This window comes from Shewanella sp. 38A_GOM-205m (genome assembly GCF_000518445.1).
Taxonomy (GTDB): Bacteria; Pseudomonadota; Gammaproteobacteria; order Enterobacterales; family Shewanellaceae; genus Shewanella; species Shewanella algae.
Window position 1 is genome coordinate 1 of sequence record NZ_JADP01000034.1, and the last position, 20,193, is coordinate 20,193.

Annotated in this window: 23 protein-coding genes; 20 read left to right on the forward strand and 3 right to left on the reverse strand. The window is 51.4% G+C overall.

Annotation, left to right across the window (positions count from 1 at the left end; genetic code table 11):
- Both tnpA and N512_RS0116730 read left to right on the forward strand, forming a co-directional pair.
- On the forward strand, positions 1-271 hold a 271-nt coding region (tnpA, locus tag N512_RS0116725; RefSeq protein ID WP_028781050.1), incomplete at its 5' end, for an IS200/IS605 family transposase.
- A gap of 86 nt (positions 272-357) precedes the next feature.
- Entirely contained in the window at positions 358-774 is a 417-nt protein-coding gene (locus N512_RS0116730; protein ID WP_037475359.1) for a GFA family protein, read from the forward strand.
- 93 nt (positions 775-867) lie between these two features.
- Here the strand turns inward: N512_RS0116730 and N512_RS0116735 are convergent, their stop codons facing one another.
- A complete protein-coding gene (locus tag N512_RS0116735) occupies positions 868-3,078 on the reverse strand; it encodes a M3 family metallopeptidase (protein WP_028781052.1) in 2,211 nt (736 codons plus the stop codon).
- A gap of 202 nt (positions 3,079-3,280) precedes the next feature.
- On the opposite strand from N512_RS0116735, the gene N512_RS0116740 reads away from it, so the two are divergent.
- Both N512_RS0116740 and N512_RS0116745 read left to right on the forward strand, forming a co-directional pair.
- Entirely contained in the window at positions 3,281-4,903 is a 1,623-nt protein-coding gene (locus N512_RS0116740; protein ID WP_028781053.1) for a dipeptidase, read from the forward strand.
- 453 nt (positions 4,904-5,356) lie between these two features.
- Complete coding sequence (locus tag N512_RS0116745) at positions 5,357-7,096, forward strand: methyl-accepting chemotaxis protein (protein ID WP_028781054.1); 1,740 nt, start codon at positions 5,357-5,359, stop codon at positions 7,094-7,096.
- Positions 7,097-7,228: 132 nt separating this feature from the next.
- Here the strand turns inward: N512_RS0116745 and N512_RS0116750 are convergent, their stop codons facing one another.
- Positions 7,229-7,636: a GFA family protein gene (locus N512_RS0116750; RefSeq protein ID WP_028781055.1), complete on the reverse strand. Its 408-nt coding sequence runs from the start codon at positions 7,634-7,636 to the stop codon at positions 7,229-7,231.
- 536 nt (positions 7,637-8,172) lie between these two features.
- Here N512_RS0116750 and N512_RS0116755 point away from each other — a divergent pair.
- The 16 genes from N512_RS0116755 (at position 8,173) to N512_RS23235 (ending at position 17,895) form a co-directional block, all read left to right on the forward strand.
- Entirely contained in the window at positions 8,173-8,784 is a 612-nt protein-coding gene (locus N512_RS0116755) for a LysE family translocator (RefSeq protein WP_028781056.1), read from the forward strand.
- Positions 8,785-8,876: 92 nt separating this feature from the next.
- The gene (locus tag N512_RS0116760; protein ID WP_028781057.1) at positions 8,877-9,320 is read left to right on the forward strand and encodes a hypothetical protein; all 444 of its coding nucleotides are present in this window, start codon (positions 8,877-8,879) and stop codon (positions 9,318-9,320) included.
- Between the two features lie 78 nt (positions 9,321-9,398).
- Positions 9,399-9,680, forward strand: coding sequence for a DUF6150 family protein (locus N512_RS0116765; protein ID WP_025010474.1), 282 nt, complete (start codon positions 9,399-9,401; stop codon positions 9,678-9,680).
- A 53-nt stretch (positions 9,681-9,733) separates the two neighbouring features.
- Complete coding sequence (locus N512_RS0116770; RefSeq protein ID WP_156029251.1) at positions 9,734-10,153, forward strand: DUF6228 family protein; 420 nt, start codon at positions 9,734-9,736, stop codon at positions 10,151-10,153.
- A 36-nt stretch (positions 10,154-10,189) separates the two neighbouring features.
- Positions 10,190-11,323 carry an alpha/beta hydrolase gene (locus tag N512_RS0116775; RefSeq protein ID WP_028781059.1) on the forward strand — a complete coding sequence of 378 codons (1,134 nt, stop codon included), beginning with the start codon at positions 10,190-10,192 and terminating at the stop codon, positions 11,321-11,323.
- 69 nt (positions 11,324-11,392) lie between these two features.
- Entirely contained in the window at positions 11,393-12,250 is an 858-nt protein-coding gene (locus N512_RS0116780) for a hypothetical protein (protein ID WP_028781060.1), read from the forward strand.
- Between the two features lie 110 nt (positions 12,251-12,360).
- Entirely contained in the window at positions 12,361-13,029 is a 669-nt protein-coding gene (locus tag N512_RS23220) for a Type 1 glutamine amidotransferase-like domain-containing protein (RefSeq protein WP_051472843.1), read from the forward strand.
- Positions 13,030-13,158: 129 nt separating this feature from the next.
- Positions 13,159-13,452: a hypothetical protein gene (locus N512_RS0116790; RefSeq protein WP_025889069.1), complete on the forward strand. Its 294-nt coding sequence runs from the start codon at positions 13,159-13,161 to the stop codon at positions 13,450-13,452.
- Positions 13,453-13,496: 44 nt separating this feature from the next.
- A complete protein-coding gene (locus N512_RS23225) occupies positions 13,497-13,802 on the forward strand; it encodes a hypothetical protein (protein ID WP_037475362.1) in 306 nt (101 codons plus the stop codon).
- Between the two features lie 44 nt (positions 13,803-13,846).
- Complete coding sequence (locus tag N512_RS0116800; RefSeq protein ID WP_025010480.1) at positions 13,847-14,236, forward strand: hypothetical protein; 390 nt, start codon at positions 13,847-13,849, stop codon at positions 14,234-14,236.
- Between the two features lie 265 nt (positions 14,237-14,501).
- The gene (locus tag N512_RS0116805) at positions 14,502-15,083 is read left to right on the forward strand and encodes a GAD-like domain-containing protein (protein ID WP_028781061.1); all 582 of its coding nucleotides are present in this window, start codon (positions 14,502-14,504) and stop codon (positions 15,081-15,083) included.
- A 21-nt stretch (positions 15,084-15,104) separates the two neighbouring features.
- A complete protein-coding gene (locus tag N512_RS23230; RefSeq protein ID WP_051472844.1) occupies positions 15,105-15,536 on the forward strand; it encodes a hypothetical protein in 432 nt (143 codons plus the stop codon).
- Positions 15,537-15,542: 6 nt separating this feature from the next.
- A complete protein-coding gene (locus N512_RS0116815; RefSeq protein ID WP_028781062.1) occupies positions 15,543-15,968 on the forward strand; it encodes a DUF6559 family protein in 426 nt (141 codons plus the stop codon).
- A 134-nt stretch (positions 15,969-16,102) separates the two neighbouring features.
- Positions 16,103-16,444 (forward strand): hypothetical protein, encoded by a 342-nt coding sequence (locus N512_RS0116820; RefSeq protein WP_028781063.1) that lies wholly within the window; start codon positions 16,103-16,105, stop codon positions 16,442-16,444.
- A gap of 98 nt (positions 16,445-16,542) precedes the next feature.
- Positions 16,543-16,950, forward strand: coding sequence for a PaaI family thioesterase (locus N512_RS0116825; RefSeq protein WP_025889080.1), 408 nt, complete (start codon positions 16,543-16,545; stop codon positions 16,948-16,950).
- A 114-nt stretch (positions 16,951-17,064) separates the two neighbouring features.
- Positions 17,065-17,895 (forward strand): tetratricopeptide repeat-containing protein, encoded by an 831-nt coding sequence (locus N512_RS23235; RefSeq protein ID WP_156029254.1) that lies wholly within the window; start codon positions 17,065-17,067, stop codon positions 17,893-17,895.
- A gap of 67 nt (positions 17,896-17,962) precedes the next feature.
- Here N512_RS23235 and N512_RS0116835 read toward each other — a convergent pair whose 3' ends face one another.
- A complete protein-coding gene (locus N512_RS0116835; protein WP_025889083.1) occupies positions 17,963-20,014 on the reverse strand; it encodes a TonB-dependent receptor in 2,052 nt (683 codons plus the stop codon).
- Between the last annotated feature and the right edge of the window lie 179 nt (positions 20,015-20,193).

Genomic DNA, 20,193 nt, shown 5'->3' on the forward strand with positions numbered 1-20,193 from the left:
AGACCATGTTCACTTACTGGTGAGACTTCCGCCAAGCTTGAGTGTTTCGGAGTACGTAGGTTTTTTAAAGGGAAGAACGGCGATAAGACTGTTTAACAAATTCCCTTACTTACGAAAGCATAAATTATGGGGTAACCACTTTTGGCAAAGAGGCTACTTAGTAGATTCAGTGGGAGCAAACGAAGAGATCATTCGTCGATATGTAAGGTATCAACAGAAAGTAGAGGCAGAGGAATCAAACGGTCAGATCAAGCTTGGTTTGGATGGGTGATTCTTTTAGCCCCCTTCTAGGGGGCTGTTCAAAGCCACCTGCTATGCAGGTGGATTTTTTACACCTCAGATAAGATGATAAAAGCTATGGAAGCTATTCGTTATCCCATCAAGGGCAGTTGCCAGTGCGGCGCTGTCAGTTATCGCTTGTTGGCGCCGCCGCAGATGGTGGTGGCCTGCCACTGCAAGGAATGCCAGAAGCTGTCCACCAGTGCCTTCAGCATCACGGCGATTGTCAGAGCCGAAGATATAGAATTCAGTGGCGAACTGAGCCATTGGCAGCGTGGTTCGGCCAGCGGTAATATCAGCGCCGCCAAGTTTTGTGGTCGCTGCGGCAATCGTATCTATCACTACAACCCGGCAGAGCTGCAGAGTATCAAGCTCAAGCCCAGCAATCTGGAAGATACCCGTATCATTCAGCCGAGTGCCCATGCCTGGGTCAGTGAAAAGCAGGAGTGGTTTGTTATCCCGCCCGGAGTCAAGCAATACACCGGCCAGCCTTGAGAAAGCCCAGCCCTGAAAAAGAATTCAAAAAGCCGTTCACTGAGTGAACGGCTTTTTGATTGCGCTGCTGGACATTGCTAATCCGGCAAGCGTTTATTCCGCCAGCAGGCCGCGACTGCGCAGCAGTGGCTCAATGGCGGCTTCCTGACCACGGAATGCCCTGTAAAGCGCCATAGGATCTTCACTGCCACCGCGCTCAAGGATGTTGCTGCGGAACGCCTTGGCGGTAGCCGGGTCAAAAATACCGTTTTCCTTGAAGGCCTCAAAGGCATCGGCGCCGAGAATATCAGACCAGATATAGGAGTAATAACCGGCCGAATATCCTCCGGAGAAGATGTGGCTGAAGTAGGTGGAGCGATAGCGCGGCGCTATCTCGGGGATCAGCCCCATCTTGCTCAGCGATTGCTGCTCGAAGGCGGCCGCATCCTGAGGTTCGGTGACGCTGCTGCTGTGCCAGTCCAGATCCAGCTTGGTGGCTGCCATGTATTCCACCGTGGCGAAACCCTGGTTGAACTTGCTGGCGGCGCGGATCTTGTCTACCAGGCTCTGGGGGATCACCTCACCGGTTTGATAGTGCTTGGCAAAATGCGCCAGCACATCCGGTTGAGTCATCCAGTTTTCCATCACCTGTGACGGGAACTCCACATAGTCGCGGGGCACGGAAGTGCCGGACTGGGAACGATACTCCACCTTGGACAGCAAGGCGTGCAGCGCATGGCCGAATTCATGGAACAGGGTACCGGCTTCATCGAAGGTCAGCAGCGTCGGCTCATCGCCACTGGGGCGAGGGTAATTGAGTACGTTGACTATGATGGGCTGCTCGTTGACGCCATCAACCACCGCCTGGCGGCGATAGGCATTGGACCAGGCGCCGCCGCGTTTGCTGTCACGCACATAGTAATCGCCAAAGAAGATACCGATAACGCTGCCATCTTTATCTTTCACCTCGAAGGTGCGTACATCCGGGTGATACTTGGGCAGATCGTCACGCTCGGTGACACTGATGCCATAGAGGCGGTTGGCGGTGTAGAACACGCCCTTGAGGGTGTTTTCCAGCGAGAAGTATGGCTTGGTCTGCTGTTCGTTGAAGCTGTACTTGGCGACACGTATCTTGTCGGCATAGTACCACCAGTCCCAGGCGGCCAGTTTGAAGTCTTTGCCTTCGCTGTCGATAAGCTTTTGCATCTCGGCCTTTTCGGCTTCGGCCTGGGCCAGGGCGGCGGGCCAAATTTTATCCAGCAGGGCGTAGACATTTTCCGGAGTCTTGGCAGTACGCTCTTCCAGCACATAGTGGGCGTGGCTCGGATAGCCCAGAAGCTGGGCTCGTTTGGCTCTAAGAGCCGCCAGCTCTGCCAGCACCTTCTTGTTGTCGTGGGCGTTGTCGTTGTTACCGCGCTCGATATAACCCTTGTAGAGTTTTTCTCTCAGCTCACGATTATCGGCATAGGTCAAAAACGGGGTGACGGAGGGGCGTTGGGTGGTAAATACCCACTTGCCGGGATGGCCGCGCTTGATGGCCGCCTGGGCGGCAACGTCAATCACATCCTGCGGCAGACCGGCCAGATCGGCCTGCTTGTCTATCACAAGTTCAAAATCGTTGGTTTCTGCCAGCACATTATCGCCGAACTCCAGGCTCAGCTTGCCAATCGCTTCATTGAGCTTTCTAAGCTCCGCCTTACCGGCTTCATCCAGGTTGGCACCGCCGCGGCTGAAGCGTTTGTAGGTGTCTTCGAGCAGTTTCTGCTGCGCCGGGTTAAGTACCAGCTGATCTTTTTGCTGATAGACAGTCTTAACCCGCTGAAACAGGGCGTTGTTGAGGTAAATATCATCGCGGCTGGAAGACAACAGCGGGGATACTTCCTTGGAGATCTTCTGCAGCTCGGCAGAGGTGTCGGCGCTGGTGAGGTTATAAAACACCCCTGACACCTTGGTCAACAAGGCGCCACTGCGCTCCATGGCTTCTATGGTGTTGGCAAAGTCAGCGGCGGCCGGATTATCTATGATGGCCTGAATCTCTGCCTTGCGCTCGGCAATCCCTTGTTTGAAGGCCGGCAGGTAATGCTCGGACTTGATGCGATCAAAGGCGGGGATTTCAAGGTAAGTATTCCAGGGCTGGAAGAAAGGGTTGTCCCGGGTTTGTTCGGCCTTGGCTGCGGCTGGGTTTGTGCCTGTGCCATTTTGGAGAGCAGGCGCTTGAGTTTGGGCAGATGTGTCGCTCTGGGATACAGGCTGGTTGTCGCAGGCGCTCAGTGTCAGCGCCAATCCCAGGGCCAGAGCCACTGGAGAGAGGGTCATTCCCTTCATTGTTATTCCTCTATGCTGGTGTTTATCTCCCGTATGGCGCGGCGGGCCGCGCCGAAGCCGTCCTTAGTAACATGCCGTATTGAAAAAGGCCAATTTTGTCCTGTTTAGTTTGTAACAAAATTTAGCGAATGCAGTATCGAAACTGTATCTGTGGCACACTCTCAGGCCTTTGATAATAAAAGATAACAAAAGCTACCCTGCCATGACGATTAGAACACTTTCCCGTTTATCCCTGTCGCTGTCCCTGTGCTTGTTTGCTCCTTTTGTAAACGCAGAGAGCGGCCTTACGGCTCAGCCCTCGAGCCAGGTTTCAAGCCATATTTCAAGCGTAAGCGCTGCCCAAGGTACAGAGTCTGCATTGAGTAAAGTCTCGCCACTGTCGAAAACCTTGGCCCAGTACAGCCTTGACCGCTATGGCAGCGAGATGGAACAGAGTCTCGCCGAGTTGGTGCGCTTCAATACCGAGGCTATCCCAGGGTTGACACCCGACACCAATCCGGAATTCATCGGCTTCAAGCAGGCGCTCAAGGCCCAAGCTGAGCAGTTGGGGCTGGATTATGCCGATCACGGTTATGTGCTCTTGATAGGCCTTGGCGAAGACAGGGGCGGCGGCGCTAATAAGCTTGGCATCATTACCCACGGGGATGTGCAACCGGCCAATTCAACGCTTTGGCACCAGAGTCCCTATCAACTGGATACTCAATCGCAACCGGGCAAGCTGATAGGCCGCGGCACCGAAGATGATAAGGGGCCGATAGTCACCGCCATGTACGCCATGAAGGCGCTCAAGGACAAGTCGGTAAAACTGAATCGCCGCATTGAGCTCATGGTATATCTGGCCGAGGAGTCGGACTGGGAGCCGCTGAAAGTGTTTCTCAAGGACTATCAGGCGGGGGATATGAATATCACCATAGACGCCGAATATCCTGTAGTCACCGCCGAGAAGGGCTGGAGCCAGATAAAACTCACGATACCTGAACCCAAAGTCAAGGCGCCTAATTTCGATAAACCGCAGCTGCAGCATTTCAGCGGTGGCTCCTTTGCCAGTCAGATCCCCCAGCAGGCCTTGGCCCTGATCCGCGGAGCCGACAGCGCCATGGTCAGCCGTTTGCAACGCGCCGCAGAAGCCCAGCAGGGGATGCGCTATGATTTTACCCTGGATTTCGACAGCCTGGAGATCGCCGCCAACGGTAAATCGGCCCATTCCTCAACCCCTGAAGATGGTGTCAATGCCGTGACTCATCTGGCTGCGCTGTTGGAGTCTGAGACATTCGCGCCGAGCCAGTCGGCATTAACCTTGGCATTTATCAATGAAATGATAGGCTTGGACCTCTATGCCGAGCGCTTTGGCGAGCTGGGCTATAGCGATGATTTTATGGGGCCTATGTCGCTGGCGCCGACTGTGGTGGAGTGGGGGCAGGGGGGGACCAGCATTACGCTTAACCTAAGGCGCCCCATAGGCAAGAGCCCGGAAACCTTGGATAAACAGCTGTCCGCGGCGCTGGCCGGTTGGCAGCAATCCCACGGCGTGACTCTGGTCGATGTCAGCAGCTATTGGGGCGAGCCCAAGGTGATGGATAAGGCGCCGCATCTGCAAACCCTGCTCAATGTGTTTGCCGAGTTTACCGGTATTGCCGACCCTAAACCTGTTGCTATTGGCGGCTCCACCAACAGTAAACTGTTTCCCAATGCCCTCAGTTTTGGTCCGGCCATGCCGGGTGTCGAGTATACAGGCCACAGCGAACATGAGTTTATCACCCGCGAGCAGTTGCAGCTGAACCTTAAGATGTACACCGCTGCCATGGTGGAGTTGGCGGTAATCTAAGGAAGGTGCGAACAAGCCCCATGTGTGCTCTGCGTCGGCTTACAGGCCTAGATGCAAGGCGTGGTTCGCAGCAAATGGCCCTAGTCCTTTGCAAGAAGCACAACACAGCAGGCAGGCCTGTAAGCCACGCCCTTCGGGGCTTTCACAGCAACTGGCTCTCTGCGTTATCCGACTTCGACAGGCCCCGGCATGCCTTCAGTCAGATGCCTTGAACGCCAATTGCTGTGTAAGCCAGAGTGCCACGAGGACTTATTCGCACCTTCCCTAAAGGGATGAAGACTCGGTCTTTTGATGTTGATCTTAAGTCTCATGTGGGCTACTGAAAAATGTATTTGAAGTTAAGGCAGGTATGATTTTTGTGAACTCATCATAATTGTGAAAATATTGTTATCTATACGATGCGCATGCGTTACGCTTAAAGGACGATTTCCTCTAATTGTCAAGAGAGCATGAATGAAAACGCAATCCATGATGAGCCTTGTTTTTGGTGCTATATGTGCGAGCGCCTTGTTAACCTTCATCTTCACTATGAATGAATCGGCTAAAATTGTTCAGTTAGGTGATGCGGCGAATATTCGATATAAGTCTTATCAGGTGGCTGATGAACTGAGACAAAGTTCAGACGATCTTACACGGCTTGCCCGTACCTATGCTATTACCGGCGAAGAGAAATACGAGAAGATGTATCAGGATATTCTTGATATTCGCAATGGAGAGAAACCTCGGCCGCAGCACTACCACCAAATATATTGGGATTTAGTATTGAATTATGGTGACAAACCCAAAGCGGATGGCGAAAGTGCTGCAATTAAAGACACGATGAAGTCTTTGGGCTTTAGTGCAAAGGAGTTCGACTTCCTGGATCAGGCCCAAGCGAATTCTGATGCCTTAGTGGCGTTGGAAGTTAAGGCAATGAATGCGGTTAAAGGCATATTTTTGGATCCGACCAGTGGCAAATATAGTGTTCGGGGAGAACCAGATCTGGCGCTGGCAAGAGAACTGCTTCACAGTCCTGCTTACCATAGGGAAAAAGCCAAAATTATGGCACCAATTGACCAGTTTTTTTCGGCTCTGGATCAGCGTACTGGTGCAGACTTTATCCAGCGAATGGAGGATCTCAGAAGCGCTCTTTTCTGGTCGCAGCTACTGCTGGCTATAGTGATCTTGGTCAGTATTGTTGGTTTCGTGATGGTTAAATATAAAATTGCCAATCCAATTGTACTCGTATACGAACAATTGATGGACATTCAGAAAACGAAAGACCTAAGTAAACGGATTCAGGTTACAGCCAGTGGTGAAATTGCCCAAATAAGGGAGCAGATTAACGCTTTTATAAGTTCATTGGCAACCTCCTTGGCTGTAACAGACAGCGTTTCTAAAGAGGTTGCAAAGTTGTCGGAGGAAGCCAAGTCAGCAGTAAATGAGTCAAGAGCCAGCTCTCAAAAAGTGGCCTCTGAGTTGGATTCAAGTGCTAGTGCTATGGAAGAGATGACGACGACATTGATGCATGTCAGCGAAAATACCCAAGAGGCTGAAGCTAGAGCCGCGGAGAATGAATCCAATGTATCCTTAGGTCAGAGGACTGTACGGCAGGCACAGTCTGCAATGAGCGTGTTAGCACAGGAGTTTGCAAAAACAAAAGTAGCTATGCAACATTTGGTCACTGAAAGTGATCAGGTAAGCAATGTCCTGGAAGTTATCAAGGCTATTGCTGAGCAAACCAATTTACTGGCTTTGAATGCAGCAATCGAAGCGGCTCGCGCTGGAGAGCAGGGGCGAGGTTTTGCGGTTGTTGCCGATGAAGTACGTTCGTTGGCACAGCGTACTCAGGACTCTACAAAAGAGATTGACGACATAGTCGCTAGTTTACAACAACGGACAACCGAAGTTGGCGGTTCTGTGACTCAAGCTGCTGAATTGATGAATAAGGCCGATGAAGAGTTTGGCGGGATTATTTCAGTTTTTGAGAACATTCTTGTGAGCACTGAGGCTATTCATAATATCAATACGCAGGTGGCCTCTTCTACAGAGGAGCAGTCTCTGGTATCACGTGATTTAGCAAGCAGCATGACAGTGATTAGAGATAACTCCCGTAATACGGCAGATGTGATAGAAAGACTGCTCAATACTGCAGAATATCTGGAGAATAAGGCGGCAGAGCTCAGAATGCACGCTAAAGAATATAGCTATTAGCTGAATTGGAGATAGTATCGGGTCTTTTCAAAGCGTAAATCTCCTACTCGATAATGGTTACACCAGAGCGTAATTGTAAGTTGATAGTGCCAATGGGAGAGTCATCAGTAAATCATATCTGAATGAGTAAAGCTAAATATCTGGTTTATCAGCGCATTGCGGCACAGTTCCCAATTCACTATCCCAAGCGGCACGCGTCTGACAAAAAATGTGCGCCTGGGGAGTTAGACCCGGCTCATCATCCAGGCTGCCTGCGGGTATTTGCAGCAGGTGGCCACCTTCGACCGCTTTGGGCAGCGCCGAGCCGCAAACGGCGCAAAAATGGCGGCTGTGGCGGGTACCGGGCAGGGTAAACGCAGTAATGGCGTCCTGGCCACTGAGCCAGGTTAACTCGGCGCTGTCTGAAAACAGATTGGCACTGTGGGCCGAACCTGAATCCTTGCGGCAGCGACTGCAATGGCACAAAAAGAATTGCTGCAGCTCAGCGCTGATTTCAAAACGAACCTTGCCGCAAAGGCAACTGCCTCGATAGAGCTTCATGTTCCCTCCTTGGTGTTGATAGGTTACTCCCTTTCGAGCTCGTCCCAAAATCTTGGCTGCCCCTCCAGGCTCCCTGGCTCAAGGAATAAGCAAACGAGTTTACTCTAATGGGATGGACCGGGAAACAGCAAATCCTGTTGGCACCATAACCAGCGCGATTTTGCACCCAAAGAAGCGGCTTTGGCCTTCGGGAAATCTTCTTGTAATCTGTGACTTGCTTGGGTATGGTCGCCATAACTATCAATGAGATACAGTACAAGCTCCTGGGGTATTCAAGGATGTTTCAGCGACGAAAAGGATTGTCGGTTCCGCGGTAGCTATCGCCGATTGAATTCAAGGTTCGGCGCGCTCTCTTGTTTACTCTTTACCGGATGTTGATTCTCCAGCACATCAAACTCGTGCGCTTGGGTTATGGTGATGATTTGAGCTTATCGCTTATCCATATTTGCCGGGTTTGCAGCCCTATATCAATGACAATGATTGGCAGATTTGAATGGATTAAGGTTTTTGACAGTTTTATCAGTTCAGGAATAAAAATGGATAATTATTTTGTGTATTTCGGTGTGGCCATGGCCACCATTCTCTTGCCTGGACCGGCGGTGATGCTGACAGTCAATAACTCGATTCAACGCGGCTTGCTCAAGACCTTTGCCGGTATCTTTGGGGTCGCACTGGCTATTTTGTTTGTTGCCTTGATCTCGGCCACCAGTTTGGGGGTTGTGTTGGCCAGTTCAATACTGGCCTTTACTGTAATTAAGTTTATTGGCGCCGCTTATCTTATCTATCTTGGCCTGAAAATGTTCCGAGCCAAGGGTGGTGGCACCAGCAGCGCTCATTTACAGCAAGGCAGCGCTCGCAAGTGTTTCGCCGAAGGATTTTTAGTCTCCATCTCCAACCCCAAGGCGATCGTGTTTTTTATGTCGATATTCCCGCAGTTTATCGACCTGCAGCGGGAATACGCTCCTCAGTTTGCCTTACTCGCCGCAACCTTTAGTGGATTGGTGATCCTTATTCACACTCTGTATGCCCTGTTTGCTTCCATTGCCAAGACCAAGCTGGCTTCCGGTAAGGGAAGCTCAGTGCTGAATAAGCTAAGCGGCGGCGTCTTTGTCTGCTTCGGCATAGGCCTCGCCGCATCAAGCCGCTAGTGTCACAGGGGTTTATGGCATGAGCTTTTAAATAGGATGATCTCAAGCGGGTTGTTGGTATCTTCAACAAGCTTGCAGAATAAAAGGGATTTATGAAGAAAATCATAGTGGTATCAATTGCGCTGTTGCTGTCAGGCTGCGTAACTCAAGTCGATAAGTTTTCCTATCTGAAGCAATGGAATGATAGCTGGCAAGCATGTGATCGTCAGGGCAAGACATCGACACTCACATTCCCCGCCAGCCCTTGGTTCAACGCTCTGGCACGTGAAGACAAGATAGCAGTGTTGATTTACCTGAATGAGTTAAAAGACTATCAGTGTACTGAGGATGAAGCACTGAGACTCAAAGCGGTACTCGCCGATGCCGATATCACCACACTCAACGACTTGCTCAAAGGTTTTATCTATTTTGAGGCGCCGGACAAAGAGGCGATACAACACCTGGATCAGAGTCAGGTTGAGGCGCTGGCAAAGGCTATCGACGGGCCTTTTAACCCGCTGAAAGTGGCTGAAGATTTAGGCATGCTACAGCCCTGAGTGTTCAGGCATCACAGGCGTGGCATTTAGATATAAGAGGCAAAACCACCAAGAGCCAAGCTACAACAGGGAGGTTTTATGGCGCTTATTTATGAGGTTCAGGTTCGGGGAGCGGCCAAGGTGCTGGTACATGAAGTCAGCTCCCGCGCGGCCGCCGATCTATTGGTTTATCGAGTCGACAGCCGCGGCGCTACACACAATCAGGATAGTCTCTGGTGTCAGGTGGCGAGCCGCTCAATGGCTACGTCACTCATTCATTGGGTCAGCCATCGTGGCGCGGCCGATCTGCTGGTGTATTTTGTCAGCAGCCGCGGAGCCAGTGGTTGGCAAACTCAGCACCCGCTCAAAGGCCGTTTGTAACCCGGCTGCTTTTAAATCCACTTTTAAATCCAGGTAAAGAGGACGCCGGAAAGGTGAAAGAATGGATATTGGAAAACAGCTTTGGCTGCTCTGTGCGTTTTCATAAACCCGAGCTGGACACCAGTGGTTGGTTTGAACACTATTGCGTGACCATCTCGGGAGAGGGCATGCAGGCAAGTGTGAGGGTGGATAATCTTCCCTACGGACGGAACCCGGCGGATTTCTTTGAGGAGCTTGCCCGGCAGTGGCAGGGTTGGCAAGGCGAGCAAAGCTGGGCTGCCATAGAAGGTGAGTACAGTCTTGTGGCAACGACAGATGCCTGTGGCTATCTGGTTTTGACCGTCAGCCTTTTAGCCAAAGGTGGTTTTCCTGCCTGGAGCGCCGAGGTGAGCCTGGCGATAGAAGCCGGGCAGTTGCAGGCATTGGCTATGAACGGCAAAGATTTCTTTTATCCCGCGCCGGCCGGCCTTTGAATGCCCTTTAAAGACGTTTTACTGACAAGGATTTCCATGAGATTCGTATTTTTGCTTTGTGCCTTGCTGTCGTTGACTGTATTGGCCGAAGAGCAGCGTTTTACACTTGCGGCCGGGCTTATCGATGAAGTTGTGACAGTTCAGGTTGCTTTGCCCGAGAGTTATCGACATTCAGACAGTTTTCACTACCCCTTGCTGTTGGTACTTGATGGTTCGACTCAGTTTCATCATGTGGCATCCAGCGTCGGCTTTCTGAGCACATACGCCATAGTGCCGGAAATGATAGTGGTGGGCATAAGCACCCGCGACAGACTCAAGTACTTTACTCCCACAGAGCCGGAAGATTTCGCCGCAAGGGCGGGAAAGGCTGATGTTTATAACCGTTTTATCGCAGAGGAACTGCTGCCTACATTGGGTGAACGTTACCGTCTGGCGCCTTACCGGACGATATTTGGCCACTCTTTGGCCGGGCTTTACAGCAGTTATCAGGCGCTCGGTCCGGCATCTTCCTTCAATGCCGCGATAGCCATTAGTCCCAGCCTGTGGTGGGACGATGGTGCCTTGATTACAGATTACGACAAATACCAGACTCGCGAGCGCAAAGCGCCCATGCGCTGGTTTCTCAGTATGGCGAGTGAGCCAGGCGAGATGGCGCAGGCCTTTGACGCCATGCTGCAAAAACTGGAAACCAAGAAGCCGTCAAAGCTACAGGTTTTCAATGCCCGTTTTGCCCGAGAAACCCACGACAGCACTCCCTTGATTGGCAATGTCGAGGGGCTTAAAGCCATCTTCAGTGCCTGGAACGCGGTACCACAAGTCGATGTGATGTCGCTGCAACAACTGCTGGCGTTCTACAGGGGAAAAACTGCCGAGTATGGCTATACCTTTCCGTTGTCGGCACATCAATTCAATGTATACGGCCTAAAGGCCGCCTATGAGGGCCAAACTGCCTGGGGCGTTGCCATATTGGAGCAAGGAGTAGAGAAATTCGCTCGCTCGGAAATCCTTTGGGACAGCCTGGCAACGGCCTATACGCTTAACCAACAGCTCGATAAGGCAATGGCGGCTTCTATCAAGGCGCTGCAATTGGCCAGGCTGCATGGTTCGGTTTTTCTCGAAGAGATTATGGCTCAGAACCGGGCGCTTGAGCAAAAACTGAGTCAGCCCTAACTCAGGTCTTTTACCTACCTGGCCCGGGATTTCCCGGAGAAGATTTACACCTGTTATGAGAGGAATGCCGTGTTTCGTGGATTAAATGAGATAAAACAACATATTGAAGAAGGCAATCTGGACTATTTGCGCCAGCACATGCCGAAAGCCTGGTCCCAATATATGTTCAGGATAGAGAAAGACCCGGCCTGGCTTGAGATCATCTCTTATCTCAGAGCGAACGCCGTTATCAAGGACTATCAAATCTATTACCTTATGTATTGCCGTGTGGCGTATTATTCCGAGCCGAAGCAGTTTACGCCGCTATTTGACATCATCAGAGTCAACGGCCCGGATGGCAGCTTGGTCGAAGACGACCCTGAACATCTTTACCGGCTGTGTCACGATGTTTATCTCGGTTTTATTAGCGCGTTTATTTCAGTGGGTGGCCGCTTGGACCATAACCGGTTGTTGGCATTGGTCTTCGCAGGAGAGTCTGACGCTTACGCCATTTTTAATTTTCTACTGCCCAGATACGCCTTCTCCCATGAGGCACTGGCTACGGCGGCGGCTTGTTTGTTTTACAATGAATACCATTTGAATGGAGCCGGTGAACAGGCTTTGGCTGCCTTGCTAAGTCGGGGCATAGCGTTGGATTACTGCTTTGATGATGACAGTGAATTCGGCGAATATGCTTGCTTGGCGGCATTGATCTTCGGTCACAACCCAAAAAGGTTTAACCAGCTGTATGCCGATGGTGTCGAGCAGGCGCTTGTCGACAGTTTCGATTGGTCGTTCTTGCTTACCGAGCATGAACTGACTCTTGAGCATATTGAAGCCCTTAAGCTGTTGTCCAGCAGCGCTGCGTTACCCATAGATGAGATTGGCGAGTGCCTGTTAGAAAGAGAAGATGAAGCACTGCTGGCTGCTTTTGACTCCCTGCGCTGATGTCTTAGGCTGAAGAACTTTATCAATCACGGCGTGAATGGCCGTTGAGGCTGTGAGCAGGAAACTTTGGGTGTTGCAAGAAACTGCCGACTTTCAAGGAGCGAAAAAGTATGAATCTACTGCTGCTCAGTAATCACCAAAGCGCAACCGGCCATAAGGCGCTAGCGTTTGTTATTGAGGCTTTGGGGCTTAAAGGACAAGCGGGTGGTTACATAGGTTCAGAGCCTGACCCCGAGGGGGATTTCTACCGGGCAACACAGGCGTTTTATCAAGGCCTTGGCATAGGTCTCAACACCTACCTGGATTTTGAGCAGGGTTTTAACGACACTGTGATGCAGACGTTACTGGATAAGCCTTTAGTGCATCTCTCGGGCGGGGATACTTACCGTTTTTTGCGCGGCTTGCATAGTCGCAATCAACAGCAGGAACTCAAGAGTTATGCTGCATCCGGACATCTCCTGGTTGGTGTCAGTGCCGGTGCCATGCTGCTGACCGCCAACATAGAAACCGCGGCGCTTTGTGGTGGCAGCAATACAGTGGGCCTTGAAAACCTGAAGGCGCTTGGCTTGGCCGACCTTTTATTTGTGCCCCATGTGGTTCATTCGCAGAGCCGAGACCAATCCCATGGCCTCAGCCAAAAACAGCGTGCAAAGCAATTGGCTAAGCGGCATGGTTTGCCCGTTTATCTCTGCTCGGATGAAGACGCTCTGGCCATTATTGATGGCTATCTTCACTGTTTTGGCGCGCCGGAGCTCATCCTGCCAGAGGCTATCGCCTGAGCCCTGCAGTGCAGCAGTGCCCGTTCATCGGGATGACAAACCTCATCTATTGAGGTAGTTTGAACATTACTGATGGCTTATGCCGACAAGGCCTTAAGGAAGCAAGGCATTACCCAAGAGGAAGCAAGGATGGCAGCAGAACTGATCAAATCGTCAATGACTACAGTGCAGAATGGAGTGGCCAAAGCCGATGGCAAAATCTCCTTGACCGGCAATGAACTTAAGTTTGTGCCTTTCAATCAGCAACTGGGGCTGGGGCCCTACACACTCAAGCGTGATGATATCTGCGCGGTAGAAAAGTGTCTGGCTACTGGCGGCGGTATTTTCCCTATATCGGCAGATGCGCTGCGGGTCATTCTCAATGATGGCAAACGCTATGAGTTTATTCTGGCAGATACCTCAGAGTGGCTTACGCTGCTGTAATTTAGTGCCTCTTTCGGTAAAAACGGCATAGTCGGGAGCTGGGTATGAAAGTATTGGCAATGTCTCAAGCGCAATGGTACCTGTTGGAGCATGAAGGACAACTATATCTGGATGTGCTTTGCCGACATAATAACTGCTTTATGATCCAGCTCAATGGGCAGGAAATGGTGGAATATCGCCGTTCCGGCAATCTATTTCTCGGGCAACTGGCCCGTGATATTCAATATGCGGTACCTATCCTCAAGGGGGCTCGTTCCAGTTTCCAGGGGCGGGATCAGCGTCGTCAACTGGGAGAATTGGCCACCACAGCCGAATGTGAGTGGCTGGCGGCCAAAGAAGCTGAGCAGTGACCAGCTGAGAAACAGCCTCAAAAAAGAATTTTATAAGGAAAACCGTGCAAGCAGTATTTAAGCAAACCGAGGGCGATTACCTCGAAGCCGTTATTGAAGTGGCGGGGCAGCCGCTTACTGTGATGGATGAATTCGGTGGTGACAGCCTGACTTATGGTGAGATCATTGATATTGAGCTGAGCGTCGGTATCGCCTGTGAACAGGAGGATCAAAACACCATGTTGGCCGGCAACCCGGAGGGGTTAAGGCAGCTGCAGCATATTCAGGGATGGAGCTACCGCGCATTTGGCACCATAACCGATATTACCCAAGGTGCTGTTATAGATGTCGGCCTGTGTCGGCTGGAGGCACCTTTCGATAGCAATATTAGCGGCGAAAGCATCGCCTTCACCATTTTACGGCTCGATGCCAGGGCTGTACCAAGCTCAGACTGATACCTTAAAGCTTGTCGCCGAGAGTTTTGCGATCGAATAGATATTGCGGACAAATATCGATACTGTCTCAGCGATTCTTGGGCTCTGTGTATAGCCGGTGTGTCTCTCGGGATTGCAATCATGCTATCAAAGGCCGCATAATCGGCAACGGGCTTATCCACGCCCCATGTCATACCTAAGTGCCTGCTAAGGCTTTCAAATCAAGGTCACGGAAAACCCAAGGTTTTGTGACAGTTATTCTGATAGGAAAAGGAATTTTACCTCAATGCTTTTGCAATCTTTTATCGACCATCTGCCACCCGGCGCAGATATCAAATCAGTATCGGCGCCAACTCTTGCCAAATATCAGGACCATTTGCCCGAGTGCTTATTGGAACTGTGGCAACAACATGGCTTTGGCCACTATGGTGATGGTTTAATCCAACTTATTGATCCGGATGAATACCTGGACAATCTCTGGGGCTGGCTGATGTTGGATGAAGAGATGAGTCGCATCCCGTTCGCTATCAGCTGTTTTGGCGACATTTTTTATTATCGGCTCCTGAGCGATGAAGGGGATGAAGATATCGCCTTTATCGATCCCCACACTTCGCAGACAGATGTGCTCACCTGGAGCATGGAAGATTTCTTCAACGACTGGTGTTGTGATGATGAAGTGCAAGCCAGCTTCTTCAGGAAGAAGGATTTTCAGCAAGTCAGTGAGCAGCAAGGCAAGCTGCAGCAGAACCAGATCTACTTTTACACCACGGCACTGCGTCTCGGTGGTGAACCTGCCATTGATAAGACTCAAAGAGGCGATGCCAGGGTTCAGCTGGACTTACTACTGCAATTGGCACTTGAAGCCTAACTGCGAGAACAGGAGGAGAAATTGAATCGGGCAGCAGTCATAGTCTACTGGTTGGTCTGTTTGTACACGCTTGGCAAGCTGGTTTTGTCGGCGCACTGGGTCATGTTTATCGATTTCCCCTCCATGATTGGCGTTATTGCGCCCGCCCTGGCTTGTTGGTTTACCCCTTTGGCTGCGACAAGGCGCGCCAAATTACGGGGTGCCATCAAAGTATGCTGGTTGGCCGCCGGGCTTATGTTTATTTACGGTTTGCTGCGGGTTTTGATGCAAAGCTTAGGCGGCGCCGAAACCATCATGGCCGGTTTGGGCGTGGCCTTGTTGCCGCTGTTTTACAGCTTAATCATCAACTTATTTGCCGCGCCATATCTGTTCTTTGGTGCCGCTCGGCAAGTGGGCTCCAATCAGCCTTTGAGCACAAAGCGGCATATTGGAGAAGCGAGCCAAGCAGAGTGAGTTCTTATGTTTGCCCATCTGTTTCGAAAACGAAAGATAAGGCAATATGCCCGTAAGCTATCCAGGGATTTGCTAAAGCATTATGGCAAGAAGAGATATTACTCCAGAAATCAGCTGGAAAGGGCCTTAATCAGACAAAAGCTCAGGCGTCCTCCCAGAGCCGGTGATAGCAATGGCGGGATTTCGACCAATGAATATTATGCCTATGCCATGTACTGCTCACCGGCCGAGTTTTCCCGCATTTCGATGCAAACTTCCATCGTCCAAGGTTCCAGTGAGCCGGACTATGGGCAACTGAGAAGGGAAGCAGCGGAGGTTATCTTTGGCCGGCCACAGGATTTTTCTATCACGAGCCTGCATGATGCCAGCACAGACCATAGTGCAGCGGAAACCGCCGCTGCGGAACCGGGATGTGATTCTGGTAGTGATTAAGCTGAAAGTGAGCGAGCTGGTCGTGGGCGCTTGGCCTTTGCTTCTGCGATGACCACTCCTGGCTGACAGGAGAGCTCCGGTCAGCACTGTAAATCGGGCAAAAGGGTTAGAAGCTTATACTCAGGGAGAGGGCAATGCCGGAACTATTGATCCAGCTTGTGCTGGGTTTTGCGCTGCTGACGGGCGTTTTGGGTTGGTTTGCCTTGATGTTTGCCTCGCTTCCCGGCGCCGAGATGCGTCGCAGTTTGTCTATGCGTCTGGTGCGAGGGTTGTTTTACAGCTATCCCCTTTGGGTGTTGGTGCCGGTATATCAGCTTAAATACACCTTGGTGGCAAGTTCTGTGGATTTGCTTTGGGGGATAGTCCCAATGCTGCCTTTGTTGTTGGTCTGGTCGATATTCACCCTTCAGGGGCGGGAGCTTAAACGGCGGCAACAATCAAAAGTGGTATCAAAGCCCACGACCAAACAGGAGTAGAAGGGCAAACAAGGCTAAACCAGAGGCTGCCAATGTCCAAGTAATACCCATGCCCATTGATACCCGCAACGAGTAGCCTAACAATCAAGGAGGTTTAGATGGTGACTATCGCCGAGCTGCAAGCTTTTATTAACTATGAGCTGCCACATAGCGGCATTGTGATTGAACATCTGGGAGATAAGTCGGCCAGAGTGCGTAAGCCGATAACTCAGGCGCACCTGCGCCCCGGTGGTACTGTTTCAGGGCCGACCATGATGGAGCTGGCGGATATTGCCATCTATGTCGCCTTGCTGGGGGAAATAGGCATAGTGCCGCTGGCGGTAACCACTAACCTGAATATCAACTTCCTGCGTAAACCCAGTGCCGAGTGTGACATTGTCGCCGATTGTAGGCTGCTGAAACTGGGTAAATCACTGGCGATTGCCGAGGTGTCTGTGTTTTCGGTCGGACACAGCGACCTGGTGGCCCATGCCGTGGGCACTTATTCCATTCCGCCGGCGAGCTAGCCTCTAACACTATTCAAAAACAGTTGTTGTCCTCCGCGCTGATAGAGATGTCGCATAATGTATATTCCTCCTGAAATCAATCTATTATCACCTTTTGCTGCGGACGAGCAGCCCATGGGACCCTATCCTTCATTGGGCTTTCTGCCTCTGTTCGATGCCGAGCTCGGCAACGGTGATTACTTTGGGCTCTATTGGCCCTTGGGCCGGGAGACAGAGGCGCCGATTGTCTGTGACATGTGGCACGATGAGGCCAAGTTGGTACCGGCCTTTTCCGGCGCCGGTAAGTTTGTTGCCTGGCTCGAAGCCAACGACTGGGAGCGCGGCGATGAAGAGCCGCAAGACGCAGACTTTGCGCCAATGTTGGTTCAGAGCGCCAAGGCGTTTTTTCGTGTAGCAGAGGAGGGGCCAGCCACGCAGAACGATATTGAGGCAGGTATTATTTTACTGCAGCAGGCCTGCGAGCAACTGCCGGAAGTGGGTGACTATTGGTTTGCACTGGCATCGCAGTTGAGGCGTTTGGGGCGAAATGAACTGGCGGCTCATGCTGCTCTACGGGCGTTTCACAGTAATTGGGCCTTCGGCATCCCCTCCGATGGCGTAATGCGAATGCTCAGCCAGGTGCAGTTGCAAACTTATCTTGAAGATGATCCCTTCATCCGCCGGCTCGATGGCTTTAAGCTGGGATTCGGCGGTGAAAAGCATAACGACAACTATCCCATCATGCTGGCGGCATCCAGGGAGTATCTAGAGGCTGGCCAAGTGCTGCCTGGATTGATGCTGTATCAAAACTATGCCTATTCCATGTACTTTGAGACTCAGGCCTTTCAAGAACGCTATGGGTTTGAGCTGACCCGTTGGCAAAGCGAGTTTTCCGCCTTGTGTTTAACGCACTTAGGGGATGATCGCCGCGTGAGACTCAGTCATGAAACGGCTTTGAAGCCGTAACCCTTGGTCAAAGGGGCTTCAATAAAATTAAAAAGGCTCCCTTGGGAGCCTTTGGGCTTATCTAAGGCTAAAACTGGTAGGTGACAGAGACCCCAAAGTTACGGGGATCGACTATCGCCGCATAGCCATCCGGGTAGTTACGGGCTGCCGGAGAGCGGCTCAACACGGCTTTCTCATCAAAGGCGTTGTTGACGAAGGCGTTGAAGATCCAGTTGTCTGTCTCATAATTGAGCGACATACGTGCCAGCACATAGTCACCGGCAACTCTTTCCTCTGTGTTCTCAAAGTCACCATAGTACTCACCGACATAGTTGGCGGAGACACTGAAGGTAAGCTGATCTGTCAGCCAATACTGGGCACCGAGATTGGCGGTCATTGAGGGGGCCGAATCCAGTTCATTGCCCTTGGCAGAGGCATAACCTTCTCCAGGTTCCTTGATTTCCGAACTCAACAGCCCAAGGCCGCCGTGCAGGCGCAGATCCCGGGTCACCATGGCTGAGGCTTCAAACTCGGCACCATAGGTAATCACCTTGTCCATGTTGATAACCCGTCTGGCAGAACCTGTGGCCTGATATCCGTCGTAGTCGTTGTAGAACAGGTTGGCGCTCAGGTTGATATTACCGCCATCCAGGCTGGTTCTCAGCCCAAGTTCATAGGCGTTAACGTACTCTTCATCGTAGAAGTAGAACTCATTCTCCGGAAAGCCTATCGCCGCACCGGCGGCGTTGTAGCCACGGCGACCGCTTAAGGAGACTGTGGTCTCGGCATTGATATCGTACTGCAGCACCAGCTTGGGCAACTTGATGGTCTTGCTGTTGTCCAGGGTATCTTCTATGGGCGTTTGCGGCTGCTTCATCCAGAAATTACGCAGCTGAGATTCCCGTTCGACCCGGCCTCCGGCGGTGATCCTGAAGTCATCGGTGAAGTTATAAGTAAATTCGCCGAAAACCGCCTTGGAGTCACTATTGTCGTCGCCGCGATAAACCGAACCACCGATACTGTTGAAGTCTTGATCGCGCTTGAAATAGTAGAGGCCGATAAAGCCGCTGTAGAGTTCGCTGTTAAGGCCAAAATGCAGCTTGGTTTCAGCCGTGGTGTTGGACTCCTCCATACTCACCACTTGCTCGGTAGCAGGATCCTTGTCATAGGTATCCATCACCCAGTTGTAGTTCATTCTGGCCAGCAAGAAGTCGACCGAGAAATTGTCACTGATCCTGTAGTCCAGCTTGATGCTGCCGGTATCTGATTCAGTGTCCATGTTTCTGGGATTGATGGGCTGATACTTCCAGGGATCGTCACCACTGAAGTACTGCCGTCCCGTGTTGCCGCGCTCATGGTTTTTGGCATAGCTGAGCATGGCCTTGAGGCCGTCAATGGCTGCGGGCTCCCACAGAAGTTTGGCTCTTATTCTGTCTGTGTTGAGCTTATTCAGATCAAAGCCCGGCGGATTAGCTTCATGGATAACCGGGTTGGCGTAAGTTTCGCCATCGGTATGCTGCGCCGACAGGCGAAAGGCCAGCTCATCTTCAATCAAAGGGCCGGAGATAGCGGCGGCCGAGTCTATATATTGGCTCTCACTGCGATAACCCACACGAGCGGCACCCTGCCAGTCAAAAGTCGGATCCTTGGTCTTGATAAACATGGCGCCGCCTATGCTGTTGCGGCCATTGCTGGTGGACTGAGGACCACGGAACACTTCAATCTGCTCTATGTCCCACATGCCGGTATCGCCGGTCAAATCCGCCATAAAAGGTTCTGCCACTCCATCGGTTATGGTAGATACCCGGGTCTTGGCGCCGCCGGAAACCCCACTAAAGCCGGTGGCGGCTCCGTTACCGGAAACTCCGCGGATATTGGGCATCTGCCCGGACAGCACTACCAGGTTGGGTATTTCAGAGATGGCGTCATGCACCGACAGGTATTGCAGCGTCTTAAGCTGCTCTTCCGTGATGACAGATACAGATGAACTCACGTCTTTCAATGATTTCTCTGTCTTTTCCCCCAAAACGACAATTTTTTCGATTGATTGATTTCCGCGCTCGACAGCATCGTCGGCAAAGGCCGGTGATGCCAGCATAGCGAGCAGCAGGGCGTTGAGCTTAAACTTGTAGCTAGGCATGAGTATCTGTCCTGATTAACAAATGAAGCGATTGAGAAAATAAGCTTTAAGTGGGGGGCAAATTTATATTGTTACAAATGTGAGTGCAAGTGATAACTGTTATCATTTAATAAATTGTGATCGAATGCAGGGAAATCTTTTATAAAAGGGACAAATTGGATACACGAAATGAGTGGCCG

Coding starts and splice junctions, on each gene's coding strand:
- N512_RS0116730 (WP_037475359.1), top strand. CDS start 358: ATGGAAGCTATTCGTTATCCCATCAAGGGCAGTTGCCAGTGCGGCGCT.
- N512_RS0116735 (WP_028781052.1), bottom strand. CDS start 3,078: ATGAAGGGAATGACCCTCTCTCCAGTGGCTCTGGCCCTGGGATTGGCG.
- N512_RS0116740 (WP_028781053.1), top strand. CDS start 3,281: ATGACGATTAGAACACTTTCCCGTTTATCCCTGTCGCTGTCCCTGTGC.
- N512_RS0116745 (WP_028781054.1), top strand. CDS start 5,357: ATGAAAACGCAATCCATGATGAGCCTTGTTTTTGGTGCTATATGTGCG.
- N512_RS0116750 (WP_028781055.1), bottom strand. CDS start 7,636: ATGAAGCTCTATCGAGGCAGTTGCCTTTGCGGCAAGGTTCGTTTTGAA.
- N512_RS0116755 (WP_028781056.1), top strand. CDS start 8,173: ATGGATAATTATTTTGTGTATTTCGGTGTGGCCATGGCCACCATTCTC.
- N512_RS0116760 (WP_028781057.1), top strand. CDS start 8,877: ATGAAGAAAATCATAGTGGTATCAATTGCGCTGTTGCTGTCAGGCTGC.
- N512_RS0116765 (WP_025010474.1), top strand. CDS start 9,399: ATGGCGCTTATTTATGAGGTTCAGGTTCGGGGAGCGGCCAAGGTGCTG.
- N512_RS0116775 (WP_028781059.1), top strand. CDS start 10,190: ATGAGATTCGTATTTTTGCTTTGTGCCTTGCTGTCGTTGACTGTATTG.
- N512_RS23220 (WP_051472843.1), top strand. CDS start 12,361: ATGAATCTACTGCTGCTCAGTAATCACCAAAGCGCAACCGGCCATAAG.
- N512_RS0116790 (WP_025889069.1), top strand. CDS start 13,159: ATGGCAGCAGAACTGATCAAATCGTCAATGACTACAGTGCAGAATGGA.
- N512_RS23225 (WP_037475362.1), top strand. CDS start 13,497: ATGAAAGTATTGGCAATGTCTCAAGCGCAATGGTACCTGTTGGAGCAT.
- N512_RS0116805 (WP_028781061.1), top strand. CDS start 14,502: ATGCTTTTGCAATCTTTTATCGACCATCTGCCACCCGGCGCAGATATC.
- N512_RS0116815 (WP_028781062.1), top strand. CDS start 15,543: ATGTTTGCCCATCTGTTTCGAAAACGAAAGATAAGGCAATATGCCCGT.
- N512_RS0116820 (WP_028781063.1), top strand. CDS start 16,103: ATGCCGGAACTATTGATCCAGCTTGTGCTGGGTTTTGCGCTGCTGACG.
- N512_RS0116825 (WP_025889080.1), top strand. CDS start 16,543: ATGGTGACTATCGCCGAGCTGCAAGCTTTTATTAACTATGAGCTGCCA.
- N512_RS23235 (WP_156029254.1), top strand. CDS start 17,065: ATGGGACCCTATCCTTCATTGGGCTTTCTGCCTCTGTTCGATGCCGAG.
- N512_RS0116835 (WP_025889083.1), bottom strand. CDS start 20,014: ATGCCTAGCTACAAGTTTAAGCTCAACGCCCTGCTGCTCGCTATGCTG.